This is a genomic window from Pseudomonas sp. GD04019 (assembly GCF_029837695.1).
Taxonomy (GTDB): domain Bacteria; phylum Pseudomonadota; class Gammaproteobacteria; order Pseudomonadales; family Pseudomonadaceae; genus Aquipseudomonas.
Window position 1 is genome coordinate 1 of sequence record NZ_JAOEEA010000010.1, and the last position, 20,657, is coordinate 20,657.

The 20,657-nt window shown below is 65.4% G+C and carries 20 protein-coding genes; 14 read left to right on the forward strand and 6 right to left on the reverse strand.

The window, feature by feature from the left end; translation table 11 throughout:
• Window positions 1-12 precede the first annotated feature (12 nt).
• The 3 genes from N7607_RS16195 to nfuA form a co-directional block, all read right to left on the reverse strand.
• A complete protein-coding gene (locus N7607_RS16195) occupies window positions 13-969 on the reverse strand; it encodes a diguanylate cyclase (RefSeq protein WP_279924029.1) in 957 nt (318 codons plus the stop codon).
• A gap of 2 nt (window positions 970-971) precedes the next feature.
• Window positions 972-1,973, reverse strand: a complete 1,002-nt coding sequence (locus tag N7607_RS16200; protein WP_279924030.1) for a response regulator — start codon at window positions 1,971-1,973, stop codon at window positions 972-974.
• A 362-nt stretch (window positions 1,974-2,335) separates the two neighbouring features.
• Complete coding sequence (gene nfuA, locus N7607_RS16205; RefSeq protein WP_279924031.1) at window positions 2,336-2,920, reverse strand: Fe-S biogenesis protein NfuA; 585 nt, start codon at window positions 2,918-2,920, stop codon at window positions 2,336-2,338.
• A 137-nt stretch (window positions 2,921-3,057) separates the two neighbouring features.
• Here nfuA and N7607_RS16210 point away from each other — a divergent pair, with 137 nt between their 5' ends.
• Both N7607_RS16210 and N7607_RS16215 read left to right on the forward strand, forming a co-directional pair.
• Window positions 3,058-4,008, forward strand: a complete 951-nt coding sequence (locus tag N7607_RS16210; RefSeq protein WP_279924032.1) for an adenosine deaminase — start codon at window positions 3,058-3,060, stop codon at window positions 4,006-4,008.
• 41 nt (window positions 4,009-4,049) lie between these two features.
• Window positions 4,050-4,838: an outer membrane protein OmpK gene (locus N7607_RS16215; protein WP_279924033.1), complete on the forward strand. Its 789-nt coding sequence runs from the start codon at window positions 4,050-4,052 to the stop codon at window positions 4,836-4,838.
• Window positions 4,839-4,975: 137 nt separating this feature from the next.
• On the opposite strand, the gene N7607_RS16220 is transcribed toward N7607_RS16215, so the two are convergent.
• Window positions 4,976-7,252 carry a fatty acid cis/trans isomerase gene (locus tag N7607_RS16220; RefSeq protein WP_279924034.1) on the reverse strand — a complete coding sequence of 759 codons (2,277 nt, stop codon included), beginning with the start codon at window positions 7,250-7,252 and terminating at the stop codon, window positions 4,976-4,978.
• A gap of 155 nt (window positions 7,253-7,407) precedes the next feature.
• Here N7607_RS16220 and metH point away from each other — a divergent pair, with 155 nt between their 5' ends.
• The 5 genes from metH (at window position 7,408) to N7607_RS16245 (ending at window position 13,566) form a co-directional block, all read left to right on the forward strand.
• The gene (gene metH / locus N7607_RS16225) at window positions 7,408-11,118 is read left to right on the forward strand and encodes a methionine synthase (protein ID WP_279865940.1); all 3,711 of its coding nucleotides are present in this window, start codon (window positions 7,408-7,410) and stop codon (window positions 11,116-11,118) included.
• 46 nt (window positions 11,119-11,164) lie between these two features.
• The gene (locus N7607_RS16230; protein ID WP_279865941.1) at window positions 11,165-11,617 is read left to right on the forward strand and encodes a hypothetical protein; all 453 of its coding nucleotides are present in this window, start codon (window positions 11,165-11,167) and stop codon (window positions 11,615-11,617) included.
• Window positions 11,618-11,775: 158 nt separating this feature from the next.
• Window positions 11,776-12,339: a nicotinamide riboside transporter PnuC gene (pnuC, locus tag N7607_RS16235; protein ID WP_279865942.1), complete on the forward strand. Its 564-nt coding sequence runs from the start codon at window positions 11,776-11,778 to the stop codon at window positions 12,337-12,339.
• Window positions 12,336-12,857, forward strand: a complete 522-nt coding sequence (locus tag N7607_RS16240; RefSeq protein WP_279865943.1) for an AAA family ATPase — start codon at window positions 12,336-12,338, stop codon at window positions 12,855-12,857. Before pnuC ends, N7607_RS16240 begins: the two co-directional genes overlap by 4 nt.
• A gap of 55 nt (window positions 12,858-12,912) precedes the next feature.
• Window positions 12,913-13,566, forward strand: a complete 654-nt coding sequence (locus tag N7607_RS16245; RefSeq protein ID WP_279865944.1) for a potassium channel family protein — start codon at window positions 12,913-12,915, stop codon at window positions 13,564-13,566.
• 259 nt (window positions 13,567-13,825) lie between these two features.
• Here N7607_RS16245 and N7607_RS16250 read toward each other — a convergent pair whose 3' ends face one another.
• Window positions 13,826-14,371: a hypothetical protein gene (locus N7607_RS16250; RefSeq protein WP_279865945.1), complete on the reverse strand. Its 546-nt coding sequence runs from the start codon at window positions 14,369-14,371 to the stop codon at window positions 13,826-13,828.
• Between the two features lie 212 nt (window positions 14,372-14,583).
• Here N7607_RS16250 and osmE point away from each other — a divergent pair, with 212 nt between their 5' ends.
• Window positions 14,584-14,916, forward strand: a complete 333-nt coding sequence (osmE, locus tag N7607_RS16255; protein WP_279865946.1) for an osmotically-inducible lipoprotein OsmE — start codon at window positions 14,584-14,586, stop codon at window positions 14,914-14,916.
• A 470-nt stretch (window positions 14,917-15,386) separates the two neighbouring features.
• Here osmE and N7607_RS16260 read toward each other — a convergent pair whose 3' ends face one another.
• Entirely contained in the window at window positions 15,387-15,680 is a 294-nt protein-coding gene (locus tag N7607_RS16260) for a DUF1883 domain-containing protein (protein WP_279865947.1), read from the reverse strand.
• Between the two features lie 147 nt (window positions 15,681-15,827).
• On the opposite strand from N7607_RS16260, the gene N7607_RS16265 reads away from it, so the two are divergent.
• From N7607_RS16265 to N7607_RS16290, 6 genes are read left to right on the forward strand one after another with little or no spacing between them, the layout of a single operon-like run.
• Complete coding sequence (locus tag N7607_RS16265) at window positions 15,828-16,304, forward strand: DUF2846 domain-containing protein (RefSeq protein WP_279865949.1); 477 nt, start codon at window positions 15,828-15,830, stop codon at window positions 16,302-16,304.
• A gap of 16 nt (window positions 16,305-16,320) precedes the next feature.
• Window positions 16,321-16,923 carry a hypothetical protein gene (locus N7607_RS16270; RefSeq protein WP_279865951.1) on the forward strand — a complete coding sequence of 201 codons (603 nt, stop codon included), beginning with the start codon at window positions 16,321-16,323 and terminating at the stop codon, window positions 16,921-16,923.
• 26 nt (window positions 16,924-16,949) lie between these two features.
• Window positions 16,950-17,270, forward strand: coding sequence for a cupin domain-containing protein (locus tag N7607_RS16275; RefSeq protein ID WP_279865952.1), 321 nt, complete (start codon window positions 16,950-16,952; stop codon window positions 17,268-17,270).
• Between the two features lie 48 nt (window positions 17,271-17,318).
• A complete protein-coding gene (locus N7607_RS16280; protein WP_279865953.1) occupies window positions 17,319-18,350 on the forward strand; it encodes an RNA methyltransferase in 1,032 nt (343 codons plus the stop codon).
• A 53-nt stretch (window positions 18,351-18,403) separates the two neighbouring features.
• Complete coding sequence (locus N7607_RS16285) at window positions 18,404-19,291, forward strand: alpha/beta hydrolase (protein ID WP_279865954.1); 888 nt, start codon at window positions 18,404-18,406, stop codon at window positions 19,289-19,291.
• A gap of 43 nt (window positions 19,292-19,334) precedes the next feature.
• Entirely contained in the window at window positions 19,335-20,636 is a 1,302-nt protein-coding gene (locus tag N7607_RS16290; RefSeq protein WP_279865955.1) for a leucine-rich repeat-containing protein kinase family protein, read from the forward strand.
• The last annotated feature ends 21 nt before the right edge of the window (window positions 20,637-20,657 follow it).

A 20,657-nucleotide genomic window follows, 5' to 3' on the forward strand; every position in this document is an offset into this window, starting at 1 on the left:
ACGCAGTTTCAACTAGCCGCCGTGTACCGAGACCTGATTGCGCCCGCCGTGTTTGGACTGGTACAGGGCACGGTCGGCCCATTCGATCAGTTGCTGATGGTCCTGGCTGGTCTGTCCCAGGTCCGCCACGCCGAGGCTGATGGTGAAGCGGATTTCCTGGCCATCGGCCTCGACCACCAGCGCCTCCACCAATTGGCGCAGGCGTTCGGCGAAAAGACGGGCGCTGACCTTGTCGACGTCCGGCAGCAGCACCACGAACTCTTCGCCGCCATAGCGCCCGGCGATGTCGGTGTCGCGGATGGCCTCGCGCACCACCTCGGCGACGAACTGGATCACCTTGTCGCCAGCCGGATGACCGTAGGTGTCGTTGATCTTCTTGAAATGGTCGATATCGAAGATCACCAGCGCCGCCATGCTGCCGTAGCGGCGATGGCGCGAGTATTCGCGGCGCAGCTCCTCTTCCCAGTACCCGCGGTTGTTCAGGCCGGTGAGCCGGTCGGTGCGCGACAGGTGCTTGAGCTGGCTGTTGGCCGACTGCAGCTGGTGCTTGTTCACCGCCACATCGGTGACGTCATAGATGATCAGGCAGATGTGCTCGATGCGGCTGTTGGTGGCCTGCAGCGGCAGGATGGTGGTGTTCTGGTACATGAAGTCTTCCTGCCCGGTGATGGGCTGGTAGTTCTTGAACCGCACCAGGTAAGGCCGCTGCTCCCAGATGGTGAACGCCGGGGTGCCGAGGGTGGCGACGCTGTCCACCTTGTGGCGGAACCACTCCTGCTCCACCTCGGGGAACAGGTCGAAGAAGGACTTGTGCAGCACCTCTTCCGGGGTGCGCCCGGAGCGGTTCTCCATGAAGCTGTTCCACACCTCGACGCTGAACTCGCGATTCAGCACCACCACGCCCACGTCGATGCTCTGCACTATCGTCAGCAGCCAGTGGAACTCGTTGAGATCGATGTTCTCGGCCATGTTCAACCCATCATGTAGGCGAGTTTTTTGGTCAGCAGCGGCACCGAGTCCTCGGTGAACAGCAGCATCAGGTCGAAGTGGATATCGTGCCCCTCGATGCTGTAGCTGAACTCCACCGCCAGGGTCTTGCGCCAGCGCTGCTGATTGATGCGGATCAGCTCGTCGATCGGCGCATGCTGGCCGAGAATCTGCGGGTGGCCCTGGGAGAACTTGATGTTGATCTGCTCGGCGATGCCGCTGAGGCAGGCGCCGATCAGCACGCTGGACATGTCCAGCAGCATCTCCATGGAGGAGCTCTCGGTGGCGCTGCGGTGCAGCAGCTTGGCCATGTCGGCCACTTCCGAGTCATGGAAGATCAGCAGCGCCTCGCCGGAAATGCCGCCGCCGATATAGCCCTGGCACACGGCGGTGAGGCGTTCGTCGCTCTGCGCATCGGCTAGCGCCATGTGCAGCTCACCGACCTCGAGGATGTTGACGTTGGGCAGCGGTAGTTGCACGAACACGCCCAGCACCCGCGCCAGCAGCGCGGCGGCGCGGCCCATGGCGACGTTGATCACCTCGCGGAAGGCATCGCGGAAGTTCACCGACGGCTCGCCCAGCTCGCTCAGCTCTCGCGGCGGCGCGGCGGCGGCCGCGTCGAACAGACCGAGGCGCTGCAGGGTCTCGCGCACCAGTTCGGGCTCGGCCGGCTTCTTCAGGAAGGCCAGCGCGCCCAGCTCGGTGACGCGGCGCACGGCCTCGTCCTGCACATCGCCGGAAACCACGATGACCCGGCACTCCAGCCCCTCGTCACGCAGGCCGGCGAGCACGCCGTAGCCGTCCAGCACCGGCATGGTCAGGTCGAGCAAAAGCAGATCGATGCCGCCCTCGCGAATCCGCTGCAGGGCCTCCGCCCCATTGGTGGCCTGGCTGATCTGCACGGGCCATTCCGCCGGCAAGGCACGCAGCAGCTGCTTGCGCGCCATGGCGGAGTCATCGCAGACCAGCAGGGAAATGGTCGCCATCGGCAATCCTCGTAACGCATGGGCCGGATCGATACTGCCAGCCTTCTTGTTAGCACTGTTGCCGCGTCGAGTCACGACCATGCGGCAAAGGGGCCCATAAGGAAGCACCTTTCGCCGGCAAAAGCCATATCAATGTGCCATCACCTGCAGTCTATATCGCCATTTGCGAAGGCGCGCACGCTTGGACCGAAGCCTTTCCCTCTAAAGCGCCACCACTACGGCTGAACCCATGGCCCCGCCCAACCCCAGGCGCCCAGGAGTCACCGAAGATTGCCCGACGTCGCGCGGTACAGTAGCGGGAGCGATCTCCCGGGCCAAAAAAAAGGCGCCCGCAGGCGCCTTTTTCCAACAGCGAGGAGCACTCAGTAGTAGGCGTTCTCGCGGTTGCTGTGGTCGGTCACGTCGCGCACGCCCTTGAGCTCGGGAATGCGCTCCAGCAGGGTCTTCTCGATGCCTTCCTTGAGCGTGTAGTCGGCCTGGCCACAGCCCTGGCAACCACCGCCGAAGCGCAGCACGGCGATGCCTTCCTCGACCACGTCCACCAGGCTCACCTGGCCGCCGTGGCTGGCCAGGCCTGGGTTGATCTCGGTCTGCAGGTAGTAGTTGATGCGCTCGGTGACCGGGCTGTCCTCGTTGACCATCGGCACCTTGGCGTTCGGCGCCTTGATGGTCAGCTGGCCGCCCATGCGGTCGGTGGCGTAGTCGACCACGGCGTCTTCCAGGAAGGGTTCGCTGACGGCATCGATCCAGGCGGTGAATTCCTTCAGCGCCAGGGCAGTGTCTTCGGCCTTCTGCTCTCCCGGCTTGCAGTAGGCGATACAGGTTTCCGCGTAGGGCGTGCCGGGCTGGGTGATGAACACACGAATGCCGATGCCGGTGGTGTTCTGCTTCTTCAGCAGATCGGACAGGTAATCGTGGGCCGCGTCGGTAATGATGATGGCGCTCATGGCAACTCCTCGCAAAACATGGAGGCCAGTGTACGCCAATCGACCGGCAGGGATAAAGTCCTAGTAATTTAGTAGGAATAATTCCCAGCACCGACTCCGCTAGAATGCGCACTCGATCTCCCTGAGTTAGTCCCACCATGACCGATTGGATCACCGCCCTGCCCAAGGCCGAACTGCACCTGCACCTGGAAGGTTCGCTGGAGCCCGAGCTGCTGTTCGCCCTGGCCGAGCGCAACAAGATCGCCCTGCCCTGGGCCGACGTGGACAGCCTGCGCGGCGCCTACGCCTTCAACAACCTGCAGGAATTCCTCGACCTCTACTACCAGGGCGCCAACGTGCTGCGCACCGAGCAGGACTTCTACGACCTGACCTGGGCCTACCTGCTCAAGTGCCAGGAACAGGGAGTGATCCACACCGAACCCTTCTTCGACCCGCAGACCCACACCGACCGCGGCATCCCCTTCGAGGTGGTGCTGCGCGGCATCCAGCAGGCACTTATCGATGGCGAGAAGCAGCTGGGCATCAGCCACGGCCTGATCCTCAGCTTCTTGCGCCACCTGTCCGAGGAAGAGGCGTTCAAGACCCTGGAACAGGCCATGCCGTTCCGCGACGCCTTTGTCGCCGTCGGCCTGGACAGCTCGGAGATGGGCTTCCCGCCGCGCCTGTTCGAGCGGGTGTTCGCCAAGGCCCGCAGCGAAGGCCTGCTGACCGTCGCCCATGCCGGCGAGGAAGGCCCGCCCGAGTACATCTGGGAGGCGCTGGACCTGCTCAAGATCGAGCGGATCGACCACGGCGTGCGCGCCATCGAGGACGAGCGTCTGATGCAGCGCATCATCGACGAGCAGATCCCGCTGACCGTCTGCCCGCTGTCCAACATCAAGCTCTGCGTGTTCGACCATATGCGCCAGCACAACATCCTGCAAATGCTCGAACGCGGCGTGAAAGTGACGGTGAACTCGGACGACCCGGCCTACTTCGGCGGCTACGTCGGCGAGAACTTCGCCGCCCTGGAGCGCGACCTGGGCATGACCCGCGAGCAGGCCGCCCGTCTGGCCAGCAACAGCCTCGAAGCGAGACTGGTAAAGTAGCGCGCTTTTTTCGTCACCCCAGTCAAGAATCGGAGTTGCAGATGTCCCGTTTCGCCACCAGCCTGAGCCTGGCCGCCACCCTTCTCAGCGGCCAGGCCATGGCCGCCGACCTGTTGCAATGGCAGGACAACAGCCTGACCTACCTCAACGGCATCGACTTCAAGGTCGACCCGCCCCGGCAGCAGACCCTGACCTTCGAGCACGCCAGCGGCTGGAGCTTCGGCGACCTGTTCGTCTTCGTCGATGGCATCAAGTACAACACCGAGGCCACCAACGGCGCCGGTGACGGCCACAGCTTCTACGGCGAGATCAGCCCGCGCCTGTCGTTCGGCAAACTCAGCGGCAGCGACCTGGCGTTCGGCCCGATCAAGGACGTGCTGCTGGCCGCCACCTACGAGTTCGGCGAGGACGATGTCGACTCCTACCTGCTCGGCCCGGCCGTTGACCTGAACGTGCCCGGCTTCGACTTCTTCCAGCTCAACACCTACTACCGCGAGACCGACGGCAAGCGCGACGGCAGCGGCGTGTGGCAGATCACCCCGGCCTGGAGCTACACCGTGGCTGTGGGCAACTCGGACCTGGTCATCGACGGCTTCATGGACTGGGTGGTGGACAACGACGACAGCTACCACGCCAACCTGCACTTCAACCCACAGATCAAGTACGACATGGCCAAGGCCATGGGCTGGGGCAAGCGCTTCTACGTGGGCGTCGAGTACGACTACTGGAGCGACAAGTACGGCATCGACGATGACAGCGTGCTGGGCGACGAGATCCTCGGCGGCACCGACCAGAGCGCCATCAGCCTGCTACTCAAGGGCCACTTCTAAGCGCCTGCTGCTGACACAAAAAAGCCCGCCATCACGGCGGGCTTTTTTATGGCTTCCAGCTCCTGTAGGGCGGGTGCAACCCGCGTCGCTGTCCATCGCGGGTTGCACCCGCCCTACACATGCCCCTCGTCAAATCATCAGAGGTTCTGGTAGCGGTTCATGTCCAGCACGCCCGCCTCCACCGGCTCGGTCTCTCGGATATAGGCCGACAGGTCGTGGAAGTAGTGCCAGAACTGCGGGTGGCTGCGGCGAATGCCCCAACGCTGCACCACCTTGTCCAACGCCGCCGGGTCGCGCGCCTGCTCCAGGGCTCCGACGAACTCCGGCACCTGGCTCGCCGGCAGGCTGAACATGAAGTTCGGATAGCTGGTGAGCACCCCCGGATACACCGTCAGGGTATCCAGCCCCGGCTGGTAGCGCAGGGATTCGCCAGTCATGAAGGCCACGTTGCTGTGCGCGCGGTTGCGCAGCAGGCTGTACACCTCGCGCTTGCCGTCGGCCAGCTCGACCCGCAGCAGGGTCGTTTCCGGCAGATGGTCGATCACCTTGAGCCCGCCGGCCGGACGCCCGGTCAGGCGACTCAGGGCCTGCTCGGCATCCTCCAGCTCCGCTGGCAGGCCCGGACGATGGCAATCGGCGCCCTCGCAACGGTTGAGCGGGTCGGGCCGCGCATTGAGGTCGGCATAGCGGGCCAGCAACGCCTGGGCGAAGGCGCCCTTGGCGCCCTGCTCCGGCAAATCGATGCCGGTGGCGGTATCCAGATCGGCCTCGGTGTAGTCCAGCCACATTTTCAATTTGCCGCCGTCCTGGTACCAGTCGTCCAGGTAGACCTGGCGCGACTGTGCTGGCAGCAGGCGAAGGAAGTTCAGCTCGGCGCCATTGCGGATCAGGTCGAAGTACAGGCGGGTCTGCGCCTGATGGGCGACATTGCCGAACACATCGAAGTTGACCACCAGTTGGTAGTAGGTGCGCTCGAACAGTGGGTAGTCCATTAGCCACATCGTCTGCGGGATCTCGCCGATCAGGCCCTTGCGCACCATGGCGCTGTCGTAGTGGCGGTAGATCGACAGCAGCGCGTTATCGTTACCGCCCCAGACGCTCGACCAGCCCGGCAGCGGCGCATCGGCATAGGCGCCGCGACGCAGATCCTCGTACTCGTTGCGCTTGTCGCGGAAGGCCTTCCACAGGCCGAGCAGGTCGCCGATCTCGTCGAACTGGCCGGGCATGGCCAGCAGCGGCGTGGCCTGGGCGCGGTACTCGGCATCGGTGATGTAGAGGTCGTGCTGCGGGTCCTGGAACACCGCCCAGAAGTTGTCGCGGATCACGTCGGTGGCGATCTGTCCGCGGCACACCGGACCCCGGATAAAGGTGCGCACGAAGTACTCGGCGTTATCCAGCATGAACTGGTAGCGCGCCTGGGCCGGAATCGCGGCGAAGGTCTCGAACGGGTTGGCGCGGCGCTGGGCGCCGTAGCCGGGCACCGCATCCACCGTCCAGTCACTGGCGTAGAACAGCTCGCGGGTGCGCTCGAGCTTCTTGGCGCTGAGCGGATAGGTGATGTGGGTCTTGTGCACGATCACGCCCTGGATCGGCCACAGGCGGTAGTACACCTGGGTGCCGGGGTCCTCGTTGGGGCGGCGCGTGGCGATAGGGTCGATCGGCTGGCCGCTCGGCGTGCGCGAGCGCACCAACTGGAAGAAATGCCCCGGCTCGCCGCCCTCGAAGTACAGATGAGCCAGGAACAGGTGCTCGAACAGCCAGCGGTTGACCAGGCTCTCCCGCGCGCCGGGCGCATTGAGGAAGGCTTCCCATTCGGCCAGCTGCTTCTGCTCGGTGGCAGACGGCTGCAGCGCATGCTCCTCCACCTGTGCGCCCTCCTTCAGCCACTGCTGCAGGGTGGTGTACTCGGTATCGTTGAGGCCGGTGACGGCGAAGGGCATGCCGGCATGGGCGAACTTCTTCGCGTAGGCGTCGAACTCGCCGGGCAGCGGGCACTGGTTGTCCCGCTCCAGGGAGATATCCAGATCGGCCGGCAGCTTGGCGTTGGGCTGCAGCGGGTTGCTGCGCCCCAGCTCCAGCATGCGCGTCACCAGCGCGGCCTGGCTGGCCTGCGGGTCGAGCACGGAGTGGAAGCCCTTTTCGCGCCAGGCTGCCTCGCCCTGGGCATCGAAGTACAGCCTTGTGCTGGCCTGTGCCTTGGTCCGCGCGCCGTCGTACACCGGCAGCTTGTTGGCCCCGCGCAGCACGCCCTCGCCGCTACCCAGGTTGAGCTGGCAGGGCGAGTCGTAACAGGCGTGGCAGGCCACGCACTTGTTGGTCAGGATCGGCTGAACGTCATGGTTGTAGGAGATCGGCTCGGCAGCGAACAGCGGCGCGCACAACAGCGCCAACGGAGCGAGAAAACGACGGGGCATGGCAAAGTCCTTATGCGGCGAACGGGCATTGTAAGGCTATGACAGCGAAACGGCCCAATATGAGCCATTTTCATGCAGATCCCGCAGGCGTCTGAGAGCCATGCAGCTTTGCTATCATCCACGGCCTTTCTACACGCTCACCCCCAGGTAGTCCCATGTCCGACCGCAGCGCCCGCCTCCAGGCCCTTCAGCAAGCCCTGAAAGAACGCATCCTGATCCTCGACGGCGGCATGGGCACCATGATCCAGAGCTACAAACTGGAGGAAGAGGACTACCGCGGCGCACGCTTCGCCGACTGGCCGAGCGATGTGAAGGGCAACAACGACCTGCTGCTGCTGAGCAAGCCGCAGGTCATCGCCGAGATCGAGAAGGCCTACCTGGATGCCGGCGCCGATATCCTGGAAACCAACACCTTCAACGCCACGCGGGTCTCGCAGGCCGACTACGGCATGGAGGCCCTGGCCTACGAGCTGAACGTGGCCGGCGCCCGCGTCGCCCGTGAAGTGGCGGATGCCAAGACCCTGGAAACCCCGGACCGTCCGCGCTTCGTCGCCGGCGTGCTCGGCCCGACCAGCCGCACCTGCTCGATCTCCCCGGACGTCAACGACCCGGGCTTCCGCAACGTCACCTTCGACGAGCTGGTGGAGAATTACACCGAGGCCACCCGCGGCCTGATCGAGGGTGGCGCCGACCTGATCCTGATCGAGACCATCTTCGACACCCTCAACGCCAAGGCGGCGATCTTCGCCGTGCAGCAGGTGTTCGACGAGGACAATGTCGAGCTGCCGATCATGATCTCCGGCACCATCACCGACGCCTCCGGCCGCACCCTGTCCGGCCAGACCACCGAAGCCTTCTGGAACTCGATGCGGCATGCCCAGCCGATCTCCATCGGCCTGAACTGCGCCCTCGGCGCCAAGGAATTGCGCCCCTACCTGGCCGAACTGTCGGCCAAGGCCGATACCCACGTTTCGGCCCACCCCAACGCCGGTCTGCCCAACGCCTTCGGCGAGTACGACGAGACCCCGGCGGAAATGGCGGCGGTGGTCGAGGAGTTCGCTGCAAGCGGCCTGCTCAACATCATCGGCGGCTGCTGCGGCACCACCCCGCCACACATCAAGGCCATCGCCGAGGCCGTGGCCAAGTACAAGCCGCGCGCGATTCCGGAAATCGCCAAGGCCTGCCGCCTGTCCGGCCTGGAGCCGTTCACCATCGACCGCAGCTCTCTGTTCGTGAACGTCGGCGAGCGCACCAACATCACCGGCTCGGCCAAGTTCGCCCGGCTGATCCGCGAGGAGAACTACGCCGAGGCCCTGGAAGTCGCCCAGCAGCAGGTGGAAGCCGGCGCCCAGGTGATCGACATCAACATGGACGAAGGGATGCTCGACTCCCAGGCGGCCATGGTGAAGTTCCTCAATCTGATTGCCTCGGAGCCGGATATCTCCCGTGTGCCGATCATGATCGACTCCTCCAAGTGGGAAGTGATCGAGGCCGGCCTGAAATGCATCCAGGGCAAGGGCATCGTCAACTCGATCTCCATGAAGGAAGGCGTCGAGCAGTTCAAGCACCACGCCAAGCTGTGCAAGCGCTACGGCGCCGCCGTGGTGGTGATGGCCTTCGACGAGGTCGGCCAGGCCGACACCGCCGCGCGCAAGAAGGAAATCTGCAAGCGCTCCTACGACATCCTGGTGGGCGAAGTCGGCTTCCCGCCGGAAGACATCATCTTCGACCCGAACATCTTCGCCGTGGCCACCGGCATCGAGGAGCACAACAACTACGCGGTGGACTTCATCGAGGCCTGCGCCTTTATCCGTGACGAGCTGCCCTACGCGCTGTCGTCCGGCGGCGTGTCCAACGTGTCGTTCTCGTTCCGCGGCAACAACCCGGTGCGCGAGGCGATCCACTCGGTCTTCCTCTACTACGCCATCCAGAACGGCCTGACCATGGGCATCGTCAACGCCGGCCAGCTGGAGATCTACGACGAGATCCCCAAAGAGCTGCGCGACAAGGTCGAGGACGTGGTGCTCAACCGCACGCCCGGCGGCACCGACGCGCTGCTGGCCATCGCCGACAACTACCGCGGCGGCGGCGCGGTTAAGGAAGCAGAGAGCGAGGAATGGCGCTCGCTGCCGGTGGCCAAGCGCCTGGAACACGCGCTGGTCAAAGGCATCACCACCTTCATCGTCGAAGACACCGAAGAATGCCGCCAGCAGTGCGCGCGCCCTATCGAGGTGATCGAGGGCCCGCTGATGTCCGGTATGAACGTGGTCGGCGACCTGTTCGGGGCCGGCAAGATGTTCCTGCCCCAGGTGGTCAAGTCCGCCCGTGTGATGAAGCAGGCCGTGGCCCACCTGATCCCCTTCATCGAAGCGGAGAAAGGCGACAAGCCGGAGGCCAAGGGCAAGATCCTCATGGCCACGGTGAAAGGCGATGTGCACGACATCGGCAAGAACATTGTCGGCGTGGTGCTCGGCTGCAACGGTTATGACATCGTCGACCTGGGCGTGATGGTGCCGGCGGAGAAGATTCTGCAAACTGCCATCGCCGAGAAGTGCGACATCATCGGCCTGTCCGGCCTGATCACCCCATCGCTCGACGAGATGGTCCACGTCGCCCGCGAGATGCAGCGCCAGGGCTTCACCCTGCCGCTGATGATCGGCGGCGCTACCACCTCCAAGGCGCATACGGCGGTGAAGATCGAGCCCAAGTACCAGAACGACGCGGTGGTCTACGTCACCGACGCCTCGCGCGCCGTGGGCGTCGCGACCCAGCTGCTGTCGAAGGAACTCAAGGCCGACTTCGTGCAGAAAACCCGCGACGAGTACGTGGTGGTGCGCGAGCGTACCTCCGCGCGCGCCTCGCGCACCGAGCGCCTGCCCTACGCCGACGCCCTGGCCAACAAGCCGCAGTTCGACTGGGCCGGCTACCAGCCGCCGAAGCCGAGTTTCACCGGCGTGCAGGTACTGGACGACATCGACCTGCGCGAACTGGCCGAGTACATCGACTGGACGCCCTTCTTCATCTCCTGGGACCTGGCCGGCAAGTACCCGCGCATCCTCACCGACGAGGTGGTCGGCGAGGCGGCGACTGCGCTGTTCACCGACGCCCAGGCGCTGCTCAACAAGCTGATCGACGAGAAGCTGATCAAGGCCCGCGCCGTGTTCGGCTTCTGGCCGGCTAACCAGGTACGCCACGACGATATCGAGCTGTACGGCGACAACGGCAAGACCCTGGCCACCCTGCACCACCTGCGCCAGCAGACCATCAAGCCGGACAGCAAGCCGAACCTGTCCCTGGCCGACTTCGTCGCGCCCAAGGAAAGCGGCAAGACCGACTACGTCGGTGGCTTCATCACCACCGCCGGCATCGGCGCCGAGGAAGTGGCCAAGGCCTACCAGGACAAGGGCGACGACTACAACAGCATCATGGTCAAGGCCCTCGCCGACCGCCTGGCCGAAGCCTGCGCCGAGTGGCTGCATGAGCGCGTGCGCAAGCAGTACTGGGGCTACGACGCCGACGAGCAACTGGACAACGAGGCGCTGATCAAGGAGCAATACGTCGGCATCCGTCCCGCTCCCGGCTACCCGGCCTGCCCGGACCACACCGAGAAAGCCACCCTGTTCAAGCTGCTCGACCCCGAGGCGGAGGTCGGCAAGGCCGGCCGCAGCGGCGTGTTCATCACCGAGCACTACGCCATGTTCCCGGCCGCCGCCGTCAGCGGCTGGTACTTCGCCCACCCCGAGGCGCAATACTTTGCCGTCGGCAAGGTCGACCAGGATCAGGTAGAAAGCTACTCCAAGCGCAAAGGCCAGGACCTGGCGGTCAGCGAACGCTGGCTGGCGCCGAATCTGGGGTACGACAACTGACCCGGTGCTGACTCAACCGCATTTCCCATCAGAGGACAAGGACGTCATGGAAAACAACACGGATCGCAGAGTCGCTACCGCAACTCCCCTGTTGGTGCTGCTTCTCAACTATCTGATCGGTGTGTGGCTGTTCTGGCTACTGCCACCGCTGATGTACTTCTTCTATCGCAAGCGTGGCTGGCTCCTGGCACGGGAGCTGTCACTGAAGCTGACCGACCTGCATCTCTCCCTGCTGGTACTGGCAGTGCCTCTAGGCTTGCTACTTGGCGCATTAGGCATCGTCGCCAACGATGCGGAAATGCCCCGCTGGCCTCTGGAGATTCTCACCAACCTGCTGATCATCGCTTTGGGCATCTACATCCTTATCAGCTATGTCTTCTTCGTCGTGAAGGCCTACAAGGGGCAGCTGCATTCGCCCAAGTTGAACATGGGAATAATCGAGGCAATGCGCGGTAAACGCGCCGCTCAACAGCCCGCAGATCAGCCCACGGTGGACTAATCCTTTATTCTCAGGCCGCTCCTTGGACGTCAAAGCCCTACCGATCCGCCTCCGATGCCGTGTATCGCCAACTGGTTACCTGGGCCCCCAGCTGCATGATCGACTGCGAGCTGCTGGTCGATCTGCAGCCTGACCGCAATCACCACTGAAGCATCCGAATGACTCCGCTAGAAATCATCGCCTCCGCCCTCGGCATCACCTCCGTCTGGCTGACCGTGCGGCAGAACATGCTGTGCTGGCCCATCGGCCTGGTCATGGTGCTGCTCTATGCCTGGTTCTTCTTCTATGCCCGCCTGTACTCGCTGGTGCTGCTGCACGGTGTGTTCGCCGCCATGCAGCTGTACGGCTGGTGGCAATGGCGCCAGGGCGTGGATGAGAGTGGCCGGCGCCCCGTCAGCGGTACCAGCACCCACGAGATGGCTGTCGGCCTTGGCGTTGCGCTGGTCGGCGGCTTGCTGCTGGGCCTGGTCATGGATCGCTTCACCGAGGCCGTATATCCCCAGGCTGATGCCCTGCTCACCGCCTTCAGTTTGCTCGCCCAGTTGTGGATGGCGCTCAAGCGCTGGCAGTGCTGGGTACTGTGGATAGTGGTCGATGTGCTCTATGTCGGCTTCTTCGCCTTCCAGGGCTACTGGCTGACCGCCGCCCTGTACGGCGTATTCACCGCCCTGGCCGTGCTCGGCCTGCGCGAATGGCGCAGTGCCTGGAAGGCGGCCCCATGAAAGTGGTGGTGCTGACCGGCCCCGAATCGAGCGGCAAGACCTTTCTCGCCGAGCGCCTGCAGCAGCGCTTCGGCGGCCTGGTGGTCGGCGAGTACGTGCGCCATTTCATCGAGCAGGAACGGCGCGATACCTGCCTGGCGGACATTTCCGCCATCGCCCGCGGCCAACTCGCCTGGGAAGATGCGGCGCGCACCCAGGCGCCGGAACTGCTGATTCTCGATACCCACCTGCTCAGCAATATCCTGTGGAGCCAGACGCTGTTCGGCGACTGCCCGGCCTGGCTGGAGTCGGAGCTGCTGGCACGCGAGTACGATCTGCACCTGCTGCTGTCACCGCAGGGTGTCGAATGGGAAAGCGATGGCCAGCGCTGCCAGCCGGACCTGGCCGACCGCCTATGCTTCCACCAGGGCTGCCGCGACTGGCTGCAGCGTCACCAGCGCGCCTGGGTCGATATCGACGGCGACTGGACGGCGCGCGAGCGCCAGGCCATCGAACAGGTACATCGACTGCTCGGCTGAAGCCCGCCGCCGCGCCACCTACACTGCCCTTCCACTTCGAGAACAGCGCTGGATCATGTCGCCCATTACCTACATCCGCCTCCACCCTTCCGCCGGTCTGCTGTTCGTGCAACTGCTCGGCGTGCTGCTGTACCCCTGGATGGAAGACACGCAGATCGGCCGCGCGCTCTTCGGCGCCTTCGGCGTGCTCGTGCTGGGCATGGCCCTGCATGTGGTCAAGCGCAGCCCGGTGCAGACCTGGGTGGCCGGCCTGCTGGCGCTGCTGGTCATAGGCCTGAACCTGCTCGACATGTTCGCCCCCAGCACGCTGCTGGAGGCGCTGATCGCCATCCTGGAGGCGGCGTTCTACTTCTATGCCGCAGCCAGCCTGATCGCCTACATGAGTGCCGATCTGCATGCCAGCACCGATGAGCTGTACGCCGTCGGCGCCACCTTCACCCTGCTGGCCTGGGCTTTCGCCCATCTGTTCACCTTCTGCCAGTTGCTGGCGCCGGGCAGCTTCGCCGCGGCCATCGACCCGGAGGCTGCGCGCACCTGGATGGAGCTGCTGTTCCTCAGCTTCACCACCCTCTCCGGCGTCGGCCTGGGCGACATCATCCCGCTGACGCCGGTGGCGCGCTCGCTGGTGATGATCGAGGAGTTCGCCGGGGTGATGTACCTGGCGCTGGTGGTGTCGCGGCTGATCGCCATGACCGTGGCCAAGCGCTGAGAACCTGTTAGGAACTCTTGATCGTCGGCCATGCGTGATTAAAAACAGGCTCGGACTGCTCATTTACACCTCGTAAACTGCGCGTCTTCACCCACTTGATTCGCTAACGCTCACCCTTCGGGCCAGCCTGCGGCTGTTACTCCCGCTGGTCGTTGCGCCTTGCCTGGCTCTAGCTCAAAAACTCCTAAACAGGTTCTAGGGCCTCGGTTCAGAAAAGAAAAAGCCCGCTGACGCGGGCTTTTTCATGCATGAGGGGCGGTTACTTCTTCACCTCGAAATCGCGCCCCCACAGGCGAATCGACCGCACCTCCGCGCTCGGCCCCTCGAAGACGAACTTTTGCCGCACACCGGTCAGCGCCGGGATGGTCACGTCGTCCGGGTTGAGCAGGCCCGGCAGCGGCGCGCTGGAATAGCCCTCCTGATCGATGGCCAGCAAGGCACCGGTCTGACGCAGGTTGATCAGGCGCAGCGGCTTGTCAGTGGTGTTCTTGAAGCCCAGCAGCGCGCTGAGATTGCCGTCTTCGACGGTCTCGATCTTGAGCAGCTGCACGCTGACCTGGCCATCGAGCTGCTCCAGGTTGGAGACGACGATCGAGCCATCGGCGCCCTGGGCATCCACACGGCCTTCGGTGACGCCGTCGGACACACCGCCCAGCAGGTTCTTGCCGGCGGTGATCGCCGTGGACACGGCCGCCTTGGCGGAGTCCTTGATGGTGCTCGGCTCGGCTGCGGCTTCGTCGGCCAAGGCAGCTGGCGCACCCAGCGCGATCGCCAGGGAGAGGGCCAGCGGGGAAATCCTGTTCATGGTGGTACTCCTGTGATGACGACGGCTGGAAACGCCCTACAGACTGCTCGCCGGGCGCCAAAAAAGCGAGTCGGCAAGCGAGGAATTGCCGGCTGGCTAACGATTCTCCCGCTCGCACCGCGCCAGGTGCCAACGAGAAAACTCGAACTCCGCGGCGGCGGCTTCGCTCCAAGTACCAGGAGCCAGTCCGGCTCGCACGACGGAGTGACAACATGTACAAGCACACTTTGGCGCTACTGGGCCTGGCCGCCGCGATAACCGGCTGCTCGACCATGGAGAACCCGGCGGACTATGCGACCTACCGCTACGAGCCGCTGGTGCAGGACGTTCGCGACGGCATGACCAAGGACGAGGTACTGACCATCGGCGGGCCACCCTCCTCCGAGGTGCAGAACACCGTCACCGCCGGCACCTGCAACAACTACATCCTCAATGTCGACGGCAAGGAGCAGCCCTACTACGTCACCTTCACCAGCGAAGGCCGAGTCGAGGGCAAGGGCTTCATGACCTGCGAGCAGCACCAGAACAACAAGCGCCGGCTCTGACAGCCAAACGAAAAGACCCGCTGCCTGGCAGCGGGTCTTTGCATGGGGCTTAGAACAACAGCTGGAACAGGCCGATCACCACGATCAGGCCGATGATGAAGATGATGCCAACGGTCCCGCCTAGAAACTTCAGCATGTTGGGGCTCCTTCTTCCGGGTTGACGCAGTTTCGACCTCCATAGCCGCCGCAACGTTTCCCCTGTTTGCCTCGCCCCGCACACACCTCTGCTGATTCGCTGGATGGAAAACCCAGGCGAATTGCTGGAGCGGCTGGGCATGCTGCCGGCATCACTGCCGAAAACGGATGCTCGCGCCTTCCCTGTCTCGCTCCTGCTGCTCTCCTGCGCCCTGTCCCGAAGCATGGACCGCCTAAACCACATCGCCGACCAGGCCATGTACGCGGCCAAGCGCAGCGACGACAACCAGTGCACCTGGGCCAGGCGCTGCCGCTACAGGCTCGGGGCGAGCGAATCAGACGCCGGAGCGGCGCACGAACTTGATCGAATATTCCATCTGCGGCTTGCGCGTCACGCTGATGGCGCGACGGGTGACGGTATCCAGGGTGATGTTCCAGAAGCCGCTGCTGGGCACCGTGATCCGCGCCGGGAACTTGTCGAAGGCGCCGCCGTGATAGGTATGGCGGCCGCCATTGCGGTAGCTGCGGAAGTTGGCGTCGTTCATCAGACGGATATTGCAGGGCTGCGAGCAGTGAATCACGACGATGTCGTCTTCGTTGAGCTGCTCGCGCTGGTGGATGAATTTCATGCGTCGTGGTCCTGAGGGGTGAAGCGGAGCGCGACGATACCATGGGGCCGCAGCGCAGGCAGGTTCCGGCGATGGAACGCAGCTATTCATCGCCAGGCGAAGCGCTGCTACGCTGGGTTGAGCCAAATCGTCCCCTCAGGAGTATTCATGCGTCTACCCGCTCTCGCGCTCGCCCTGTTCACGCTCGCCGGCTGCGCCGGCCCCGGTTACTTCGAGGCGGTGCCGCCGAGCAGCCCGGAGCAGGCCGTCGTCTACCTGTATCGCCCCGAGGCGGACAATCCGGGCCGGCAGCCGCTGCGTTTCTCCTACCCGGACGTGCTGATCGACGAGCAGAGCGTCGGTACCCTGCAATTCAATGCCTACCGCCGCATCGAACTGGCGCCGGGTCGCCACGACCTGCGCATCACCGGCCTCACCCGCCAGGCCAAGTGGGAACCGCGCGATATCAAGCAGACCTTCTCGGTCGCCCCCGGCGAGATCAAGTACCTCAAGCTCGACGTGCGCTTCAACCTGAGCGAGATGACCCTGGGCAGCCCCGGCCCCAGCTACCTGATCAACGTGCGCCCGATGCGCGCCGACGACGCCGTCTACGAGATCCGCAATACCCAACCGCAAACCCCATGAGGCAAGGAGCTACTCCATGAGAACCAAGCACTTTCTCGCCCTGTCGCTGACCGCCGCGCTGATCAGCGGCTGCCAGAGCAACGCCAACGACGAGCTGAGCAGCGAATACGACCGCACCGAGTCCTATACCGAGGGCGTGCCCGGCGGCGCAGTCACCGAGACCGACGAGATGCAGGCCAGCGTCACCGCCATCGACCCGGCCAAGCGCAGCTTCACCCTGAAGGATGACGACGGCAACAGCCGCACCTTCCAGGCCCCGCCGGAGATGCACAACTTCGATCAGCTCAAGGTCGGTGATCGGGTCCGCGCCGTGGTCGGCCTGGAGCGCATCGTCTACCTGCGTCAGCCGGGCGAGGTGGCGACCGATGGCGCCGCCGGCGTGGCGGCTACCGCGCCGCTGGGCAGCAAGCCGGGCATGCTGGTGGCCGACACCATCGAGATCACCGCGCTGGTCAAGGGCATGGACACCACCCTGCGCACCGCCACCCTGCAGTTGCCCGATGGCAGCGAGCGCACCATCAAGGTCCGCCCGGACGTCGACATGAAGACCGAATACCTCGGCCGTCAGGTGGTACTGCGCATGACCTCCGCCTTCGCCATCAGCGTCACGCCGCAGTAACGGCAGCGCCTCCACGAGGACAGCCCATGCCACCCGGAGTGACAGGTCTGCTGCAGGCTCCCGATGACAAGCCAGGGGAAGAGCAGTTCATTACCCTGCTGCAGACCGGGCAGCTTCGTCTGGAGCAGATCGTCTCTCGCGGCCAGGCCAGCCCCACGGGCTTCTGGTACGACCAGCCGACACCGGAATGGGTAGCGCTGCTAGCTGGCAGCGCCACCCTGGAATTCGACGACGGCCGCCTGCCACTGGCGGCCGGCGACGCCCTGCTGATTCCCGCCCACTGCCGACACCGGGTCGCCGAGTGCTCGCAGGACGCCATCTGGCTGGCCCTGCACTTCCAGCCCTGACCGGCTGCCCTACGCGCCACCGGCACCCGGTGGTAGCATGCGCGCCCCATGCGAATCTCCGACCTCCACCAGCGTCTCGCCGACCTCGGCGCCCTGCCCGCCCATAGCGGTCGGGTGGTACGCGCCTGGCTGCAGGGCAAGCCGCTGAACACCGGCACCAAGCGCCAACACACCGAGCACTTCCTGCCGCTGTCCGTGCGCAATGGTCTGCCGCAGCTGAGCGAGGAGCTGGGGGGCCTGGCCCGGGTACGCTCCGAGCACCCGGCCGCCGATGGTTCGGTGCGCCTGCTGGTGGAGCTGGGCGACGGCCAGATGGTGGAAAGCGTGCTGCTGCCGCGCGGCGGCCTGTGCGTGTCCACCCAGGTCGGCTGCGCCGTGGGTTGCGTGTTCTGCATGACCGGCAAGAGCGGCCTGCTGCGCCAGGTCAGCAGCGCCGAGATCGCCGCCCAGGTGGCCGTGGCGCGCCGCTACCGGCCGGTGAAGAAAGTGGTGTTCATGGGCATGGGCGAGCCGGCGCACAACCTGGACAACGTGCTGGAGGCCATCGACCTGCTCGGCACCGACGGCGGCATCGGCCACAAGAACCTGGTGTTCTCCACCGTCGGCGACCCGCGGGTGTTCGAGCGCTTGCCGCAGCAGCGGGTCAGGCCGGCCCTGGCCCTGTCGCTGCACAGCACCGATGCCGCCCTGCGCGAACGCCTGCTGCCCAAGGCACCGAAGATCACCCCCGCCGAACTGATGGAGCTGGGCGAGACCTACGCCCGCCAGGTCGGCTACCCGATCCAGTACCAGTGGACCCTGCTCAAGGGCGTCAACGACAGCCAGGAGGAGATGGACGCCATCCTGCGCCTGTTCAAGGGCAAGTACGCCGTGCTCAACCTGATCCCCTACAACAGCCTGGAAATGGACGAGTTCCAGCGCCCGGACGGCGAACGCATCGTGCAGATGGTGCGCTACCTGCACAGCCGCGGCGTGCTGACCAAGGTACGCAACAGTGCCGGCCAGGACATCTACGGCGGCTGCGGCCAGCTGCGCGCCCGCGCCTCAGGCCTGATCGACGCGCGCCAACTCGACCACTGACCCGCGCCGGGCACTGCGCTAGCATGCGGCCCATGCCCTCCGGAGCCGCCACCATGACCAGAACGCTCGGCCTGCTGCTACTGGTACTGCCGCTGATGACCTCGGCGGCCACCCTGCGCGAGAAACTCCAGGAGCGCCGCGAGGAACGTGCCCAGCAACGGCTCGACGCCAAGCTTCCGGCCGGCAGCCGAGTACTGCACGACCAGCCCTATGGCGAACACCCGCGCCAGCGCTTCGACGTCTATCTGCCACCCGCAGCGAAGCAGGCACCGATCCTGTTCATGGTCCACGGTGGCGGCTGGCACACCGGCGACAAGGCCATGGCCGCGGTGGTCGAGAACAAGGCCAGGCACTGGCTGAACAAGGGCTACGTGCTGGTTTCCAGCAACTACCGGCTGATCCCGGATGCGGACCCACTGGCCCAGGCCGCCGACGTGGCCGAGGCCTTCGCCAGCGTGCAGCAGCAAGCCGCCGGCTGGGGAGGCGACCCGGCGCGCATGGTGCTCATGGGCCATTCGGCCGGCGCCCACCTGGTCAGCCTGCTGGCCAGCGACAGCACCCTGGCGCCCAACGCCAAGCCGCTGTGGCTGGGGACCGTGGCGCTGGACAGCGCCGCCTTCGACGTACCGGCAATCATGCACGCTCGCCACTACCCGCTGTACGACAAGGCCTTCGGCAGCGACACCGCGCTATGGCGCGCCGCCTCGCCGCTGCGGGTGCTGCGCGCCGGAGCCGGGCCGTTGCTGGCCGTCTGCTCCACCCGGCGCGACGATGCCTGCCCACAGGCCGATGCCTACGCCGCCAAGGCGGCCACCCTCGGCATGCGGGTCAGCGTGCTGCGCCAGGACCTCTCGCACAGGGCGATCAACCAGGAACTCGGTGCCGAGCCGGCCTACACCGCCGCCGTCGACGCCTTCCTCAACAGCCTCGGCCTGCCCTGAGCCACGTGCTACCCTCGCCGCCCCGCAACCGGCAACCCGACCCATGCATACCCTCGAACAACTACGCCGTGGCGAACTGGCCGGCATCACCCGCCTGGACCTGGCCGCCGACCTCAGCGAATTCCCGCGCGAGATCTTCGACCTGGCCGACAGCCTGGAGGTGCTCAACCTCAGTGGCAATCGCCTGACCAGCCTGCCCCACGACCTCTCGCGGCTGAGCAAGCTGAAAGTGCTGTTCTGCTCGGACAATCCCTTCGAGACCCTGCCGGAAGTGCTCGGCGACTGCCCGCAACTGGAGATGGTCGGTTTCAAGGCCAACCGCCTCCGACACATACCGGCCGCCGCGCTGCCGCAACAATTGCGCTGGCTGATCCTCACCGACAACCGCATCGAGTCCCTGCCCACCGCACTGGGCGAGCGCCCGCGCCTGCAGAAGCTGATGCTGGCCGGCAATCGCCTGAGCACGCTGCCAGGGAGCATGGCGCAGCTGCACCGCCTGGAGCTGCTGCGCATCGCCGCCAACCACCTGGAGACCCTCCCCGACTGGCTGTTGCAGCTGCCGCGTCTGGCCTGGCTGGCCTTCGCCGGCAATCCGGGCAGCGACGCCAGCGAGGCCGACGCCCTGGCGCGCCATCCGCTGCCGGCCATCGACCGCAGCCAGATCAGCCTGGGCGAGATCCTCGGCCAGGGCGCCTCGGGCATCATCCACCGCGCAGATTGGCAGCAGCCTGGCCTGCCAACCCGCGCCATGGCCGCCAAGCTGTTCAAGGGCGAACTGACCAGCGACGGCCTGCCCCACAGCGAAATGGCCGCCTGCCTGGCCGCCGGCGCGCAGGACAACCTGATCCGCGTCGCCGGCCCGCTGGCCGAGCAGCACGGCGAGCCGACCGGCCTGCTGCTGGAGCTGATCGGCCCGCAGTACCGCAACCTGGCCGGCCCGCCCTCGTTGGCCAGCTGCACGCGCGATATCTACGCCGAGGATCGGCGCTTCAGCGCAGACGAAGCGCTACATATCGCCCGTGGCGCCGCCGCCGCAGTGGCGCACCTGCACGAGCGCGGCATCCTGCATGGCGACCTGTACGCCCACAACCTGCTGGTGAACCGGGCCGGCCACTGCCTGCTCGGCGATTTCGGTGCCGCCTCCTTCTTCGCCCCGCACAGCGCCACCGGCAGCGCGCTGCAGCGTATCGAGGCGCGCGCCTTCGGCTGCCTGCTGGAGGAATTGCTGCAACGCTGCGATTCCGGCGAGCTGGAGCCCCTGTGGCAACTGCAGCGTCGCTGCGTGTCGGCGACGCTCGACGAGCGCCCACACTTCGCTGAGATCCTCGACCAGCTCGGCGCCTGAGCCGCTTGCATGGCGCCCGGG